Origin of the sequence: Bartonella sp. JB63, assembly GCF_002022665.1 — a bacterium.
Classification (GTDB): domain Bacteria; phylum Pseudomonadota; class Alphaproteobacteria; order Rhizobiales; family Rhizobiaceae; genus Bartonella.
This window is the reverse complement of record NZ_CP019788.1, coordinates 836,150-853,001: the sequence shown is the minus strand read 5'-3', so window position 1 is coordinate 853,001 and position 16,852 is coordinate 836,150. Positions and strand designations below refer to the sequence as shown.

General features: G+C 36.9%; 13 protein-coding genes and 2 tRNA genes. 13 read left to right on the top strand and 2 right to left on the bottom strand.

Annotated features, from left to right (window positions below; genetic code table 11):
- The first annotated feature begins 31 nt into the window (after nt 1-31).
- The 8 genes from rpsM to alaS all read left to right on the top strand — a co-directional run bounded on the left by rpsM (nt 32) and on the right by alaS (nt 9,733).
- The gene (gene rpsM / locus BJB63x_RS03710; RefSeq protein WP_078719058.1) at nt 32-400 is read left to right on the top strand and encodes a 30S ribosomal protein S13; all 369 of its coding nucleotides are present in this window, start codon (nt 32-34) and stop codon (nt 398-400) included.
- Between the two features lie 126 nt (nt 401-526).
- A complete protein-coding gene (gene rpsK / locus BJB63x_RS03705) occupies nt 527-916 on the top strand; it encodes a 30S ribosomal protein S11 (protein WP_078719057.1) in 390 nt (129 codons plus the stop codon).
- Between the two features lie 94 nt (nt 917-1,010).
- The gene (locus BJB63x_RS03700) at nt 1,011-2,024 is read left to right on the top strand and encodes a DNA-directed RNA polymerase subunit alpha (protein WP_078719056.1); all 1,014 of its coding nucleotides are present in this window, start codon (nt 1,011-1,013) and stop codon (nt 2,022-2,024) included.
- A 23-nt stretch (nt 2,025-2,047) separates the two neighbouring features.
- Entirely contained in the window at nt 2,048-2,476 is a 429-nt protein-coding gene (gene rplQ / locus BJB63x_RS03695; RefSeq protein ID WP_078719055.1) for a 50S ribosomal protein L17, read from the top strand.
- 275 nt (nt 2,477-2,751) lie between these two features.
- The gene (locus BJB63x_RS03690; protein ID WP_078719054.1) at nt 2,752-4,146 is read left to right on the top strand and encodes a DegQ family serine endoprotease; all 1,395 of its coding nucleotides are present in this window, start codon (nt 2,752-2,754) and stop codon (nt 4,144-4,146) included.
- 9 nt (nt 4,147-4,155) lie between these two features.
- Nucleotides 4,156-5,475, top strand: coding sequence for a replication-associated recombination protein A (locus BJB63x_RS03685; RefSeq protein WP_078719053.1), 1,320 nt, complete (start codon nt 4,156-4,158; stop codon nt 5,473-5,475).
- 362 nt (nt 5,476-5,837) lie between these two features.
- Nucleotides 5,838-6,881, top strand: coding sequence for a recombinase RecA (gene recA / locus BJB63x_RS03680; protein WP_078719052.1), 1,044 nt, complete (start codon nt 5,838-5,840; stop codon nt 6,879-6,881).
- A 188-nt stretch (nt 6,882-7,069) separates the two neighbouring features.
- Complete coding sequence (gene alaS / locus BJB63x_RS03675) at nt 7,070-9,733, top strand: alanine--tRNA ligase (protein ID WP_078719051.1); 2,664 nt, start codon at nt 7,070-7,072, stop codon at nt 9,731-9,733.
- Nucleotides 9,734-9,835: 102 nt separating this feature from the next.
- Here alaS and BJB63x_RS03670 read toward each other — a convergent pair whose 3' ends face one another.
- The gene (locus tag BJB63x_RS03670; RefSeq protein WP_078719050.1) at nt 9,836-11,623 is read right to left on the bottom strand and encodes a glucan ABC transporter ATP-binding protein/ permease; all 1,788 of its coding nucleotides are present in this window, start codon (nt 11,621-11,623) and stop codon (nt 9,836-9,838) included.
- A gap of 221 nt (nt 11,624-11,844) precedes the next feature.
- On the opposite strand from BJB63x_RS03670, the gene BJB63x_RS03665 reads away from it, so the two are divergent.
- Entirely contained in the window at nt 11,845-12,831 is a 987-nt protein-coding gene (locus BJB63x_RS03665; RefSeq protein WP_078719049.1) for an RluA family pseudouridine synthase, read from the top strand.
- 599 nt (nt 12,832-13,430) lie between these two features.
- Nucleotides 13,431-14,228 carry an ATP12 family chaperone protein gene (locus BJB63x_RS03660; RefSeq protein WP_078719048.1) on the top strand — a complete coding sequence of 266 codons (798 nt, stop codon included), beginning with the start codon at nt 13,431-13,433 and terminating at the stop codon, nt 14,226-14,228.
- Nucleotides 14,229-14,239: 11 nt separating this feature from the next.
- Here BJB63x_RS03660 and BJB63x_RS03655 read toward each other — a convergent pair whose 3' ends face one another.
- The gene (locus BJB63x_RS03655) at nt 14,240-15,070 is read right to left on the bottom strand and encodes a TrmH family RNA methyltransferase (RefSeq protein ID WP_078719538.1); all 831 of its coding nucleotides are present in this window, start codon (nt 15,068-15,070) and stop codon (nt 14,240-14,242) included.
- Between the two features lie 202 nt (nt 15,071-15,272).
- Here BJB63x_RS03655 and BJB63x_RS03650 point away from each other — a divergent pair.
- From BJB63x_RS03650 to tuf, 3 genes are all read left to right on the top strand, one after another.
- Nucleotides 15,273-15,356, top strand: a tRNA-Tyr gene (locus BJB63x_RS03650).
- 25 nt (nt 15,357-15,381) lie between these two features.
- A tRNA-Gly gene (locus BJB63x_RS03645) sits at nt 15,382-15,455 on the top strand.
- A gap of 175 nt (nt 15,456-15,630) precedes the next feature.
- Entirely contained in the window at nt 15,631-16,806 is a 1,176-nt protein-coding gene (gene tuf / locus BJB63x_RS03640; RefSeq protein ID WP_078719047.1) for an elongation factor Tu, read from the top strand.
- Nucleotides 16,807-16,852 lie beyond the last annotated feature (46 nt).

Genomic DNA, 16,852 nt, shown 5'->3' with positions numbered 1-16,852 from the left:
TAAACTATTAACATACTCAAGGAGAATAGGCGTGGCCCGTATTGCTGGCGTCAATATCCCAACAAGTAAGCGTGTAATTATTGCGCTTCAATATATCCACGGGATTGGACAAAAATTTGCTCAGGAAATTGTCGAGAAAGTTGGCGTTCCTCCAGAACGTCGTGTGCATGAGCTTTCAGACGCGGAAGTTTTACAGATTCGTGAGACAATAGATCAAGGTTATCAAGTTGAAGGGGATCTTCGTCGGGAAGTTGCAATGAGCGTGAAGCGTTTGATGGACCTTGGTTGTTATCGTGGTTTGCGTCATCGCCGTTCTTTACCTGTTCGTGGGCAGCGTACGCATACAAATGCACGTACACGTAAAGGTCCTGCTAAAGCAATTGCTGGTAAGAAGAAGTAATATATTTTTATTTATTGTGAAGGTTTTATTTTGGATGTTTTGTTTTTGTTAAATCTTTATTAACAATAACAAATAGGGTGGAGCTGCTGATATTACGGCAGTGAAGAGATCGTTGAAAGGAAGATTATGGCCAAGGAAGCCACACGTGTTCGTCGTCGCGAGCGTAAGAATATTTCATCAGGTGTTGTGCATATCAATTCAACATTTAATAATACGATGATTACTATTACTGATACTCAGGGAAATACGATTGCATGGTCATCTGCTGGAGCTCAAGGATTTAAGGGATCACGTAAGTCTACTCCTTTTGCTGCACAGGTTGCTGCAGAAGATTGTGCTAAGAAAGCACAAGAGCATGGTATGCGTTCATTGGAAGTTGAAGTTTGTGGTCCTGGAGCAGGTCGTGAGTCTGCTTTACGTGCATTGCAATCTGTTGGTTTTTTGATTACTTCCATTCGCGATGTGACGCCAATCCCTCATAATGGATGTCGTCCACGAAAAAGGCGACGTATTTAATTGGGTATTGTTTTTCGTTGTCGGAGATTTCTCCGATGTTCACACTGGCCGTTGCGATTGAATGGTAGCGGAACTAAAGAACAGGAATAAAAATATGATCCAGAAAAACTGGCAGGAATTAATTAAACCCAGTAAAGTTGAATTTCATACGCATAATGATTCGAACATTATAAGTGTTGTTGCAGAACCTCTTGAGCGGGGTTTTGGTTTGACATTAGGAAACGCATTGCGCCGTGTATTATTATCATCACTCCGTGGTGCTGCAGTTACTGCTGTACAAATTGATGGTATTTTACATGAATTCTCATCAATTCCAGGTGTTCGTGAAGATGTTACAGATATTATTTTGAATGTCAAAGAGATTGCTATACGCATGGAAGAAGAGGGACCTAAGCGAATTGTTCTCTGTAAAGAAGGACCTGGTGTGGTTAAAGCTGGGGATATACAGACGGTTGGGGATATGGCAATCCTTAATCCAGAGCATGTTATTTGCACGTTGGATGAAGATGCGGAAGTTCGCATGGAACTTATCGTCAATACAGGAAAGGGTTATGTTCCATCTGAACGAAATTGTGTTGATGATGCACCAATAGGGTTTATCCCTGTTGATAGCCTTTATTCGCCAGTTCGCAAAGTATCTTATAAAGTAGAAAATACCCGTGAAGGACAGATTCTGGATTATGATAAATTAACGTTAACAATTGAAACCAACGGTGCTGTTAACGGTGAGGATGCGATTGCTTTTGCAGCACGTATTCTTCAGGATCAGTTATTGGTATTTGTCAACTTTGAAGAGCCACAAAAAGAATTGGTTGAAGAGCCAGCTTCTGAGCTTTCTTTTAATCCAGCTCTGCTCAAAAAGGTAGATGAATTAGAACTTTCAGTGCGTTCGGCGAATTGTCTTAAAAATGATAATATTGTTTATATTGGTGATCTTATCCAAAAAACGGAAGCTGAAATGCTTCGGACACCAAATTTTGGGCGAAAATCATTAAATGAAATTAAGGAAGTTCTTGCGTGTATGGGACTCCATCTTGGGATGGAAATTTCTGCATGGCCTCCTGAAAACATTGATGATCTTGCTAAACGTTATGAAGATCAGTATTAAATTAAAATTGAAGGAGAAGGCTTATGCGCCACAGTAAATCAGGTCGCAGGCTGAACCGGACTGCTAGTCATCGTAAAGCAATGTTTGCAAATATGGCGGCTTCGCTCATTGAGCACGAGCAGATTATGACGACGCTTCCAAAGGCTAAAGAAATTCGTCCTATTGTTGAAAAGTTAGTTACTCTTGGTAAGCGTGGAGATTTGCATGCACGTCGGCAAGCGATTTCAGCTCTTCGTAATGCGAAGCATGTTGCAAAATTGTTTGATACGCTAGCGGTACGTTATATATCACGTAAAGGTGGTTATTTGCGTATTATGAAAGCAGGTTTTCGTACTGGTGATAATGCTCCTATGGCTGTTATAGAGTTTGTTGATCGCGATATTGAAGCAAAAGGTGCTGCAGATCATGCGCGTATGGAAGCAACAGTTAGTAAAGGAGAGTCTGCTTCATAAAAGGAGCATTTTTTCTTATTAGATTTTTAGAAGCCGTCTTTTAAAGGCGGTTTTTTTGTTAAAATTATAAGATTAATTTTTTCAAGTATATAAAAAGAAGAAAGGCTATGTATATTCGTTGAGTTGTTTAGTTTCTATATTTTTTGTTGTTTAGATGAATTTTTTGTGCCTAAATTATCAACTATTTAGTAACGATCATCGATTTGCAAGGTAAGTAGTAGATCTTCTTATCTTATTAAGAAGAAGTAGACCTTGATTTTATGAAGGAGCTGATAATGAAATATTCCATTTTAATAGGGCTTTTTTGTGTGATGATAGCTCAAATATCATTTCGTTATGCGAATGCTCAAATTCCACAAAAACAATCAGATATTACTTTTTCATTTGCTCCTTTAGTTAAAAAGGCTATTCCGTCTGTTGTGAATATTTATGCAGCACGGAAAGTTAGAGTACATTCACCTTTTGAAGGAGATCCGTTTTTTGAACAGTTTTTTGGTCGTTATCAAGGTAAGCGGTCTTTGCGTACTCAGTCATCATTAGGATCTGGGGTGATTGTTGATACACGTGGTTTAATCGTTACTAGTTACCATGTCATTAAGGATGCTAGCGAAATTAAGGTTGCTTTTTCTGATGGTCGAGAATTTGAAAGTACAGTTATATTAAAGGATGAAACAACTGATATTGCAGTACTTCAAATTAGTTCGAAAGATTCTCAATTTCCTGTTCTTTCTTTGGGGGATTCTGATGCAGTGGAAGTTGGAGATCTTGTTCTAGCAATTGGTAATCCTTTTGGTGTTGGTCAGACGGTTACAAGCGGTATTGTTTCAGCGCAAGCACGTACGCGTATAGGTGTTTCTGATTTTGATTTTTTTATTCAAACAGACGCTGCTATTAATCCTGGTAATTCTGGTGGAGCTTTAATTGATATGAAAGGCCAATTAATCGGGATTAATACGGCTATTTATTCGCGTTCAGGTGGTTCTGTAGGGATTGGTTTTGCCATCCCAGCTAATCTTATTAAAGTCGTTCTTGATACAGTTAAGCGTGGTGGAAAATTTTTTGTACCACCTTATATTGGAGCCTCTTTCCAAAGTGTTACACCTGATATTGCAGGTGGTTTGGGTTTAGAACATTCTTATGGTGCTCTCATTGTTGAGATTATCAAAGGTAGTCCTGCTGAGAAAGCTGGTTTGAAAGTAGGTGATGTTATTTTGAGTGTGCAAGGTATGCGAATTGAGAGTCCAGATAGTCTTGGATATCGTTTGATGACAACTAAGATTGGGCAGAGCCTTGTTTTAGAATATTTGCGGGATGGAAAAATTTTTAAAACAGAAATAACTGTATTATCAGCACCAGAATCTGTGTTTGTACAATCTGAAAAAATTGTGGGAGAAGGCCCTCTTTCTGGTGTTGAAGTATTAGATTTAACACAGCACAATAGTCGACGATTTCATCTTCCTATCAATGCTAAAGGTGTGATAATTACCAATGTTGATCAAATAAGTAACGCTGCGAGCATTTTTCGTCCTGGGGATATTTTGCATACTGTCAATGGCTATAAAATTCAAACTGTAAGTCAGTTGAAAAAAGTTCTCATGCAAAATCATTCACATATTTGGGAATTGGAATATGAGCGCAATGGTGTACATATTCGTCAATTGATTCGCTGAGGGTTTTATTTGAGTAAAGATTTTTTTTCTTCATCTTTTGATTCTTGTGTTAACCAAAACCGTCCTCTTGCAGAAAGGATACGTCCCCGCTCTCTTAATGAAGTTATAGGGCAAAACCATTTAATTGGAACGGAAGGTTTTCTTTCGCGTATGGTTGAATCTGGTTCATTTAGTTCCATGATTTTCTGGGGACCGCCAGGTACAGGTAAAACAACGATAGCACGTTTGTTGGCACTTGAAACAAATTTTGTTTTTGAACAGGTTTCTGCTGTTTTTACTGGAATATCGGAACTAAAGAAAGTTTTTGAGCTAGCTCAGGCTCGTTTGATGTCTGGATGTCAGACGTTATTATTTATCGATGAAATTCATCGCTTTAATCGTGCTCAGCAGGATAGTTTTCTACCTTTTATGGAAGATGGAACTATAATTCTTGTAGGAGCAACAACTGAAAATCCTTCATTTGAACTTAATGCTGCTCTTCTTTCACGTGCGCGTGTTTTAACTTTTCACTCACATGATAATGAAAGTTTGGACGCACTTTTGAAACGTGCTGAAAAAGTAGAGGGAAGATCACTACCTTTAGACGATCATGCTAGAGAAATTTTGATAAGGATGTCTGATGGTGATGCAAGAGCAGCTTTAATGTTAGCGGAAGAGATCTGGCGCGTTGCACGGTCAGAAGAAGTGTTTAATACCGAAACTTTGCAAACAGTTATTCAGCGTCGAGCTCCAATTTATGATAAAGGGCGAGATAGTCATTATAACCTTATTTCAGCATTACATAAATCAGTTCGTGGTTCTGATCCTGATGCTGCGCTTTATTATCTTGCACGTATGTTTGATGCGGGTGAAGATCCTTTATATATTGGGCGTAGATTGGTTCGTATAGCAATTGAAGATATTGGTTTAGCAGATCCACAAGCTCTTGTGATTTGTAACGCAGCAAAGGATGCTTATATTTATCTAGGATCACCTGAGGGAGAATTAGCCCTTGTGCAAGCATGTCTTTATATTGCGACTGCACCAAAATCAAATGCAACTTATCTTGCTTATAAGGCAGCAATGCATAGTGCCCGCAAAAACGGTTCTTTGCCTCCTCCTAAGCATATTCTTAATGCTCCTACAAGATTTATGAAACAAGAGGGATATGGGCATGGTTATTGTTATGACCATGATGAACAAGATGCTTTTTCAGGACAGGAATATTTTCCTGAAAAACTTGGGCATCAAAATTATTATCAGCCACAAGAGCGTGGCTTTGAGCGAGAAATTGCGAAACGTCTTGAGTGGTGGAAGAAGTTACGACAAAAACGAGTTAATCAAAAGTAAGATTTCAAAGAAAATATGAATGTATTTTTTAAATGGATTTTTTATTTAGTCATATTATCATAATTTTATTTAAGATCTAGGTTATACTGAAAGAGTTTATTACTATTTTATGTAATAAACGAATGTTTTCTTTATTTTAAGAAGAGGTATTAACAGTGTATAAATTTATTGTGCAAACTGTTGTCTTCAATATCTTATCAATAGAAGGAAACGTAGTTGCTTTTTAGTGGAGAGTGTCTAGTAATGTTGAGTCCACTAAGAATAAAAAATAGTCTGTGAACATTCAAATTCGAGGCTTTAATTAAGCGTAGAGAACAGTATATTGTATTTCAAATTTGTCATAACTCACTAAGGATATAGTTGTGGATAAAACAAAAGCTTTAGAGGCTGCTCTTTCACAGATTGAACGTTCATTTGGTAAAGGCTCAATTATGCGTCTTGGGCAGAAAGAGCAAATTATTGAAATTGAGACGGTTTCAACTGGCTCGTTGTCTTTGGATATTGCTTTGGGGGTAGGTGGGTTACCAAAAGGACGTATTATTGAGATTTATGGGCCAGAAAGTTCTGGTAAAACAACACTAGCTCTTCATTCTATTGCTGAGGCACAGAAAAATGGTGGGATTTGTGCTTTTATCGATGCAGAACATGCTCTTGATCCTATTTATGCACGTAAACTTGGTGTTGATTTAGAAAATCTCTTTATTTCTCAGCCAGATACTGGTGAGCAAGCATTGGAAATTACAGAGACACTTGTTCGTTCTGGTGCAGTTGATGTGCTTGTTGTTGATTCAGTGGCAGCTTTGACTCCACGTGCAGAAATTGATGGTGAAATGGGAGATGCTTTACCTGGCTTACAAGCAAGGTTGATGAGTCAAGCATTACGAAAATTAACAGCATCGATTTTTCGCTCTAACTGTATGGTTATTTTTATCAATCAAATTCGTATGAAAATTGGTGTGATGTTTGGTTCTCCTGAAACAACGACAGGTGGAAATGCTTTAAAATTTTATGCCTCTGTTCGTTTAGATATTCGTCGCATTGGGGCTATTAAGGATCGTGATACAGTGATTGGAAATCAAACACGTGTTAAAGTCGTGAAAAATAAATTAGCGCCTCCATTCAAGCAAGTTGAATTTGATATTATTTATGGTGAGGGCATTTCTAAATTAGGAGAATTGATAGATTTAGGTGTTAAAGTTGGTCTTGTAGACAAATCTGGTTCATGGTTTTCTTATAATTCTCAACGTTTAGGGCAAGGGCGTGAAAATGCAAAGCAGTTTTTGCGTGAACATGCAGAGATAGCTGCTGAGATTGAAACAGCTTTACGCCAGAATGCTGGTTTGATTGCAATTGAATTGTTAGAAAATGCTGGATCAGAAAGTGTAGAAGGCGATGAATCAATCTGATAAAGTATTAGTTTGAATAGGATTCCTTTTTTATTTGTTAGAATTTTGAAATATAAAATCATTAGCTTTTTATTTTTCTGAGAAAATATTTCTATTTTGATTAAATAGCTCTAAAATTAGCAAAAAAGCGCTGCATTAGGCAGTGATTTGGTTTTTGCGATTTTGTACTGTACTTTACAGGTGTAAATATGAATAGCGTTAATAGTATCCGGTCGACTTTTCTGGATTATTTTTATCGTAATGGACATGAAATTCTTTCTTCGAGTCCACTAGTTCCGCGCAATGATCCTACATTGATGTTTACAAATGCAGGAATGGTTCAGTTTAAAAACGTTTTTACTGGGCTTGAACAATATCCTTATAAACGGGCAACAACAGCACAAAAATGTGTCCGTGCGGGTGGAAAGCATAATGATCTTGATAATGTCGGTTATACAGCGCGTCATCATACTTTTTTTGAAATGCTTGGGAATTTTTCTTTTGGCGATTATTTTAAAGAAGAAGCAATTTTTTTTGCATGGAATTTTTTAACCAAAGAGTTTTGTCTTTCGAAAGATAAATTGTTGGTTACAGTTTATCATACTGATAATGTTGCTGCTGAATTATGGCGTAAAATTTCGGGACTTCCCGACGAAAAAATTATCCGTATTGCAACCAATGATAATTTTTGGTCAATGGGGGATACAGGTCCCTGTGGTCCTTGTTCAGAAATTTTTTATGATCATGGCGATGAAATTTTAGGGGGGCCTCCGGGAAGTGCTAATGAAGATGGCGATCGCTTTATTGAAATTTGGAATCTTGTTTTTATGCAATATGAACAGATTAATAAAGAAGAGCGAATTGAACTACCTTGTCCTTCTATTGATACTGGTATGGGATTAGAGCGCATTGCAGCTGTTTTACAAGGTGTTCATGATAATTATGATATTGATCTTTTTTGTAAATTAATTCATGCTTCACAGGAGATAACAGGAGTAGAGGCAACGGGTGAGTTTATTGCTAGTCATCGTGTTATTGTTGATCATCTCCGTTCTTCAGCATTTTTGATTTCTGATGGTGTTCTTCCTTCCAATGAAGGTCGAGGATATGTTTTGCGTCGTATTATGCGTCGTGCTATGCGTCATGCTCATTTTCTTAGTGCTAAAGAGTCATTAATGGGGAATCTTTTGCCTGTTTTAATTCGCGAAATGGGGCAAGCTTATCCCGAATTAGTCCGTGCTGAATCCTTAATTTCAGAAATCTTGAAGTTGGAAGAAACACGTTTTCATAGAACTCTTGAGCGGGGACTTAGTCTATTAAATGAGGCAAGCACTGATCTTAAGGAAGGTGATCATTTTGATGGTGAGGTTGCCTTTAAACTTTATGATACATATGGTTTTCCACTCGATTTGACGCAAGATGTTCTTCGACGTCGTGGAATATCTGTTGATATTGGTACTTTTGAAAAAGCAATGGAGCTTCAGAAAGCGGAAAATCGTGCCAGTTGGTCTGGTTCTGGTGCATCAATAACAGAAACAATTTGGTTTTCTGTTCATGATCAGGTAGGAACTACAGAATTTTTAGGTTATGAAACAGAAAAGGCTGAAGGTGTTATTACGGCTCTTGTTTGTGATGGTAAAATTGTTAATCATATTTCTTCAGGACAAGATGCTATGCTTGTTGTCAATCAGACACCTTTTTATGCTGAGTCTGGTGGGCAGATAGGTGATAGTGGTGTTATTTCTGGTGAGTCATTTGTTTTTGAAGTGCATGATACCCAGAAAAAGGGTGATGGTATTTTTATTCACATTGGAGAAGTTAAATCTGGTCAAGCAAAGATATTTGATTGTGTAGAACTTATCGTTAATTCTGAGCGTCGTAGGAAAATTCGTGCTAATCATTCTGCTACCCATTTATTGCATGAAGCTTTGCGTCGTATATTAGGACCTCATGTTGCTCAGAAGGGGTCTTTAGTATCTCCTGATCGGTTGCGTTTTGATTTTTCTCATCCGAAGCCAATTTCGTCAGAGGAACTAAAAAGAGTAGAAGATTTGGCAAATGATATTGTGTTGCAAAATAGTAAGATAACAACTCGGCTTATGGTGCTGGATGATGCAATTTTTGAAGGGGCAATAGCATTATTTGGTGAAAAATATAGCGATGAAGTTCGTGTTGTTTTTATGGGAGAGAGATGTGAACCAACAGAATTAAAAAAGCATTGGTCAATTGAGCTTTGTGGAGGTACGCACGTACAGAGAACAGGTGATATTGGTTTGATTCATATAGTTGCTGAAAGTTCTGTAGCGTCTGGAGTTCGTCGTATTGAAGCTTTAACAGGTACAAATGCACGTCTCTATCTATGTCAACAAGATAAGAGAATTTGTGAAATTGCTAGTTTTTTAAAAGCTTCTCCTGCTAATGTGGAAGAACGTGTAAGGAATTTATTTGATAATCGTCGTAAACTTGAAAAAGAATTGAATGATGCACGTAAGAATGTTGTTCTGAATGGTGGGGCTTTACAGGATAGAAAAGAGAATATTACAGTTATTAATGGCATTTCTTTTATGGGAGGTGTTCTTAGAAATATTGCAGTACGGGATCTTAAAACTTTGGTAGATTCTGGAAAAAAGCAAATTAAATCTGGAGTAGTTGCTTTCATTAGTGTTTTGGAAGATGGTAAAGGAAGCGTTGTTGTTGGAGTTACTGATGATTTAACAAATATGTTGAATGCTGTTGATTTAGTGCACGTTGTTTCCACTGTTCTTGGTGGTCAAGGTGGTGGTGGACGCCCTGATATGGCGCAGGCTGGTGGTTCCAAAGGAGATAAAGCTGATGAAGCGATTACGGCGTTAAAAGCTTTTCTTAAAGGGTAGTTTTTATTCTTATTGTGTGTTTTATATTTCAACTTTTTAAGAAAAGTTAAATTATATATCGTTAAATTAGGTTTTTATTTAAAGATACAGAAAGAAACAATTTTATGATGCAATGGCTTTGTGCAATGTCACTACATTTTCATCTTTTGTTTTTATTGTTTCTTGATCAATATTTAATCCACCAGTTTGTAGTAATTTATAGAAGCGACCACCTTTACTGATCAGTTCTTGAAAACTACCTTTTTCAATTAAACGGCCATGATCTAAAAATAATATAAGATCAGCATTGCGAACTGTTGAAAGACGATGTGCTATAACAAAAGTAGTGCGGTTTTGACTTACACAATCAATAGCATTTTTAACATGAGCTTCCGTTTCAACATCAAGAGCACTTGTTGCTTCATCTAAAATAAGGATGGGTGCATTTTTTAAGATAGCACGTGCAATTGCTAATCGTTGCCTTTCTCCACCTGATAATTGTGAGCCTCGCTCACCAACTAATGTATTGTAACAATCATTTTTTCTTAGAATAAAATCATGAGCAGCAGCTATCTTTGCAGCTTCGTAAATTTCTTCATCTGTTGCAGTAGTTTTGCCTATCGAAATATTATCGCGAATACTACGGTTAAAAAGACCAGAATCTTGAAAGACTGTTGCTAAGGCTTTGCGTAAAGATTCACGATTAATTGTGCGTATATCGATTCCATCAATGCTAATGTGTCCAATTGTAGGATCGTACACACGTTGAAGCAAATTAATTAAAGTTGTCTTTCCAGCACCTGTTGGCCCTACAATTGCAACGGTTTGTCCTGCTTTAACTTTAAACGAAATATCGAAAACACCTTGAGAAGAATTTAGAAATTTATAAGAAACATGATGAAACTCGATTGTACCTTTGACATTTTGAAGAGAAGGAAGGTTGTCTGATTTATTGATGTGAAAAGTAGAGTCTTCCATTTCAAAAAAATCTTTTAGTTTTGCCTGTAAAGATATAGCTAAATTGATAAAATTGCTAATTTGATCAAGACGATTAATCATTAACTGAGCAAATCCAACAAAAGCAACAACTTCTCCTACTCGTACTTGACCTTTTGTTACAAAAAATGCACCCAGAAGAAGGACACATACTATGGAAATGGTTGAGGCCATTCGATTTAATCCGCTAGCAAGAGCCCACCAATTTAAAACAGGATTTTGGACTTTAAGAAGATCAGCTGCGTGTTTATGAAGTGCTGAGGTTTCTTCTATTATTCGATTATAACTTTGTACAATGGAAACATTGGAAATTGAATCACTGATATGTTTAAAAAGGTCATGGTGGTAACGCTCTACAGCTGCTTGTCCATCTTTTGTTTTTTGCATCACTAAACGTGCAATTAATACATAGATAATAGCAAGAACAAGCAAGACTATTGAAAGACGCCAATTCATTTTAAAAGCTATGGGCACTAGGACAAATAATGTAACAAGAGTTGAGAGATGCTGACGCATAAAGTCAAGCCATATGATTGACATAGAATCTATTGCACGTAGTAATGTATGAAGAGCATTAGAAGTTCCTCTTTGTTGATGCCAGATTAGTGGCATAGTAATGATACGTTCGAAGGATTCTGTTAAAACAGTTAAGCGGCGTCTATGTGCTAAGCGATCAGCGCTGCGTGCTACAAGGACATAGGCAATAATATTAAAAATACCAAAACCTATCCAAGTTGTGAGGGTAGGAATAATTCCGGACTTATCTGCGATTGCATCAATGACATGTCCAAATAAAATAGGTTCCACGATCGTAATTATAGCTAAAGTAAGATTAGCCGAACAGATTAAAATGGATGCATTTTTTTCTTTGTTTAGATAAGAAAGAACACGAGCATAAATTTTAAATAAAGACACAGATGATTATCTCCAATAATATAATCACAAAATTTTCCTGAATATTGTGACCAGTCACAATCCTTGAAACTAATAAAATTTATGCGGTAAGAGAATGCAATTTTGAATACGAATTGTAATGCAGCGTGATATAATGCCAATTTATAAGATTGTTGTTTATTTTAATACAGCAGGAGAAGAATGCTAATAGCCAAAGTGATTTTTATGGTAAGAGAGCTGTTATGGTGGGTATAAAAATAAAAAAGGTTGAAGCAGATGAAAATGGAATGCGCTTAGATCGCTGGTTTAAGATATATTACCCAAATGTTGGATTTGGATATTTACAAAAGCTTCTACGTTCTGGACAGATACGAGTTGATGGTGGACGTGTTAAAAATGATATGCGTCTTATCGTAGGACAGTCTATCCGTGTTCCCCCTTTGTTTATTAATGAAAATGATAGCTTTCCTGTAATCAATCAAACCATTTGTAGACAGAATGATAGAATAACCTTAAAAAATATACTTCTTTACGAAGATTCAAAAATTTTTGTTTTTAATAAACCAGCAGGTTTAGCTGTACAGGGTGGCTCTGGTTTGACGTGTCATGTTGATAGTATGCTTGAAGCGTGGCGCAATAAAAAAGGTGAAAAACCGCGATTAGTTCATCGCCTTGATCGTGAAACATCAGGCGTTCTTGTTGTTGCGCGGTCAAGAGGAGCAGCGCAGGCTTTGACTGCTGCTTTTAGAGCACGAGAAACAAAGAAGATTTATTGGGCATTGGTACGGGGAGTGCCTAGGAAAAAGCAGGATAAAATTTCAACATGGATGGTTAGGGAAATAATAACTACACAAGCCGATAAAATGCGTGTTTGTGAACGTAGACAGACAGATTCTAGCCACGCAGTTTCTTATTATCGTGTTTTGGATACACGAGGAAAATCTCTTTCTTGGCTTGAAATGGAACCTTATACAGGTAGAACACATCAGTTACGTGTTCATGCTGCTCATATCAATCATCCGATTATTGGCGATTCAAAATATTTTTTTTCTGATAATAATTGGGAATTGCCAAGAGGAATACAAAATCGACTTCATCTTCATGCTCGTCGTATTCGTATACCTCATCCTTCAGGAGGTATCTTAGATATTACTGCACCTTTACCACCTCATATGGTGCAAAGTTTTAATCTTTTTGCTTTTAATGAAATCGATGGTGATACAGAATAATAGAAAAAATCCATATCTTATCTTTATAATTAAATTGATTTATAAAGGTAATTTATTTTTTTCTCTTTAAATGAGCACCTCAACTAGAGTAATATTTTCTTATTTAAGATTCTCTTATAGTATATTTTCATCTTTATAAAGAAGCAACTTTATCAATTAATCTAAAGTCTGTGTTTAGAACAAAAAATTACAATATCAAATATTCTCTTTAAATGTAAACAAATGAATGAAATGTAAACAAATGAATGATTTTATAGATCAAAAGTTTTATATTTTTTGAGAATTTTAATTTTCTATAAAATTATATTATTGTCTGCGATTTGATCACATGTTTATTGGAGGATTATGTTATATACACTGTTATATGAAAAATATTTAAGGAATAGAGTTGTAAATCAATGATTATAAGAGTTTACCAATTGGTGTTGAGATTATTCAGAAATACATAGTACAAAGACTATTAATAGTTAAATGTGCATAATACTTGAGTATCAGTTGGTATGTTTAAATTGTTGTATAGTATTTTGTGGCAAGTGGTTGTAAATTTTATGCTAAAAACTTTAGTAAAGTTATTGGGAATATTATAAGGTAAGAACGCAATGCGTGAAATTTTAAATGATGTTGATAGATTATCGGATAAGAATAATTCTCTTCGTCATTCTCAGAAATTATTATGTCAGTCATTACCTAAGCGATTTTATGAAAAAGTAGATGTCATCTGTAAAGAGGAAAATTTTTCTATTTTATTGGATGGGCATCCATTAAAAACACCTGCAAAACGTGATTTTTTTATACCGGTAAAGAAGCTTGCTGTGTTAGTAGCACAGGAATTTACTATGCAAAAGGAAGTGATTGATCCAGCGAAAATGCCAATTACGCGTTTAGTTAACACCGTTATTGATGGTATAATTGACAATATGCAAATTATTTTTGAAGATTTGTTACGTTTTGTTGCATGTGATATGATTTTTTATCGTGCACAAACTCCGAAAGAACTGGTAGAACGGCAATCTGAAAAATGGAATTTTTTACTTGATTGGGCAGAAGAAAAATTGGGTGCACGTTTTAATTTAGCAGAAGGACTTATGCATATCGAACAACCACCTGAGTCTATTCAAGCAGTGAGTAATTATTTGCGCAAGATAGAGTCTCCTTATGTGCTAGCTGCATTTTATTCTATGACTACTTTAACAGGGTCGGCCCTTATCACTTTTGCTGTAGCTGAGAAGAAGATTTCTCCAGATGATGCTTGGACTATTGCGCATTTAGATGAAGATTGGACAATGGAACACTGGGGAAAAGATGAAGAGACAGTAACTCGTCGTGCTCATAAAAAGGTAGAATTTGATGCAGCTGCTACGGTCATTGCTATGAAATTTTCTTCTTTTTACGTATAGGTAATAAAAAATTATTGTCTAAGGTATTTATGAGCTGCATAAAGTGCAATTGTTGCAGCGTTTGAAACATTTAATGATTTAATATCTCCAGGCATATCAAGACGAGCCAATGTGTAGACAGTTTCTCGTGTTTTTTGGCGTAGACCTTTACCTTCTGCTCCTAAAACAAGAGCTATTTTATTGCCTGTTAACGCTGTTTCTAAGGGTAATTCACCTTCTGAATCAAGTCCAAAGCTAATAAAGTTCATTTGGTTAAGCTCTTTAAGTGCTTGAGAGAGATTTTTTACTGTGATGTACTCAATGAATTCTAAAGCTCCAGAAGCTGCTTTGGCAAGGACGCCGCTTTCTTGTGGTGAATGGCGATTAGTCGTAATGATTGCTCCAGCTTTAAAGGCTACTGCAGAACGCATAATAGCACCAACATTGTGGGGATCAGTAATTTGATCCATGACAATAATAAGATCCGTATTTGCCAGTTCTGATAAAGAGTGTGCTTTTAAAGCTTCAGTTTCTAAGACAAGTCCTTGATGAACAACTGCGTTTCCAACAAATGCTTCCAGTTTTTTAGGTAAGCATAAGGTTATAGGACATAATAGATTTGATTCGTTTATATTGAGACGTTTTAAGGCGTTTGGTGTAGCATACAGATGTCTCAAAATTCTTCGACGATTCTTAAGTGCTGCATAGACTGGATGGATACCATAAAGGTAAATCTTTTCTTTCTTTGATGGGATAGATCGTTGTTTTAGAGGTGTTGAAGATCGGAAAAGAAAATCTTTTGTATCCCGATATTGGCGACGAAGGCGAGCATAATGAGAATCTTTAGGTGTATTTTTTTTCATGTTACGCTTATAGTACATTAATGACCAATGTATGTAGAAAAAACATAAAATTCTAAATTATTTAGTAGGAAATTTGTATAGAACCGTATTTATTTTGTTGACAGATACAATACTAAACGCCATAACCAATTTCTAACCAATCTAAATTTAATAAAGAAATTGGTTGTAGTGGTGCTTTATCACCCAGCTCTGCCGATGTAATGGAGGGGTGCCCGAGTGGTTAAAGGGGACGGACTGTAAATCCGTTGCGTATGCTACGTTGGTTCGAATCCAACCCCCTTCACCATTTATCGAAATAGAGCTTATATGTTGCGGGTATAGCTCAATGGTAGAGCAGCAGCCTTCCAAGCTGAATACGCGGGTTCGATTCCCGCTACCCGCTCCAGATATAAATTGATGACTTGATAAAGAAGATGGTGGAAATGTTTTTCCATCATAAGTCATAAAGTAAGGCGAATATTTTCGTTTTATAATTTTTGTGCTGACCTGATATCCGACCAGCTTGGTTTAGTTTTGAGGGTCTTTTTTAGGCGCTAATTTAAGACAAGAGATTGACAGCAATGGCAAAGAGCAAATTTGAACGTACGAAGCCACATGTTAATATAGGTACGATTGGTCACGTTGATCATGGAAAGACTTCATTGACGGCAGCGATTACGAAGTATTTTGGTGAATTTAAAGCATATGATCAAATTGATGCGGCACCTGAGGAGCGTGCTCGTGGTATAACGATATCTACTGCGCATGTTGAGTATGAAACGGAGAGCCGTCACTATGCGCATGTTGATTGTCCTGGTCATGCTGATTATGTTAAGAACATGATTACAGGTGCTGCGCAAATGGACGGAGCCATATTGGTTGTTTCTGCGGCGGATGGTCCTATGCCTCAGACGCGAGAGCATATTTTGTTGGCGCGTCAGGTTGGTGTTCCAGCGATTGTTGTTTTTCTGAATAAAGTTGATCAGGTTGATGATGCAGAGCTTTTAGAGCTTGTTGAGCTTGAGGTTCGAGAGCTTTTATCGAAATATGATTTTCCTGGAGACGATATTCCTATAGTTAAGGGGTCAGCTTTAGCAGCGCTTGAGGATTCTAATAAGAGTATAGGGGAAGATTCTGTTCGTCTTTTGATGAGTGAAATTGATAAATATATACCGACGCCTGAGCGTCCAGTTGATCAACCGTTTTTGATGCCTATTGAGGATGTATTTTCTATATCTGGTCGTGGTACGGTTGTTACGGGTCGTGTTGAGCGTGGTGTTATTAAAGTTGGTGAAGAAATAGAGATTATCGGTATCCGTCCTACATCTAAGACAACAGTTACTGGGGTTGAAATGTTTCGTAAACTTTTGGATCAAGGTCAGGCTGGTGATAATATTGGAGCTTTGCTTCGTGGTGTTGATCGAGAAGGGATTGAGCGTGGTCAGGTTTTGGCGAAGCCTGGTTCTGTTACGCCGCATACTAAGTTTAAAGCTGAAGCCTATATTTTAACGAAAGATGAAGGGGGTCGTCATACACCGTTTTTCACGAATTATCGTCCTCAGTTTTATTTTCGTACAACAGATGTTACCGGTATAGTTACGTTGCCAGAGGGAACGGAAATGGTTATGCCAGGTGATAATGTTGCTATGGATGTTTCTTTGATTGCGCCTATTGCAATGGAAGAGAAGCTCCGTTTCGCAATCCGAGAAGGTGGCCGTACCGTTGGTGCTGGTATCGTATCTAAAATCATTGAATAAATGAAATTAATTGCTTAAAGTGTATTTGAGGTATTTTCCTCAAAGG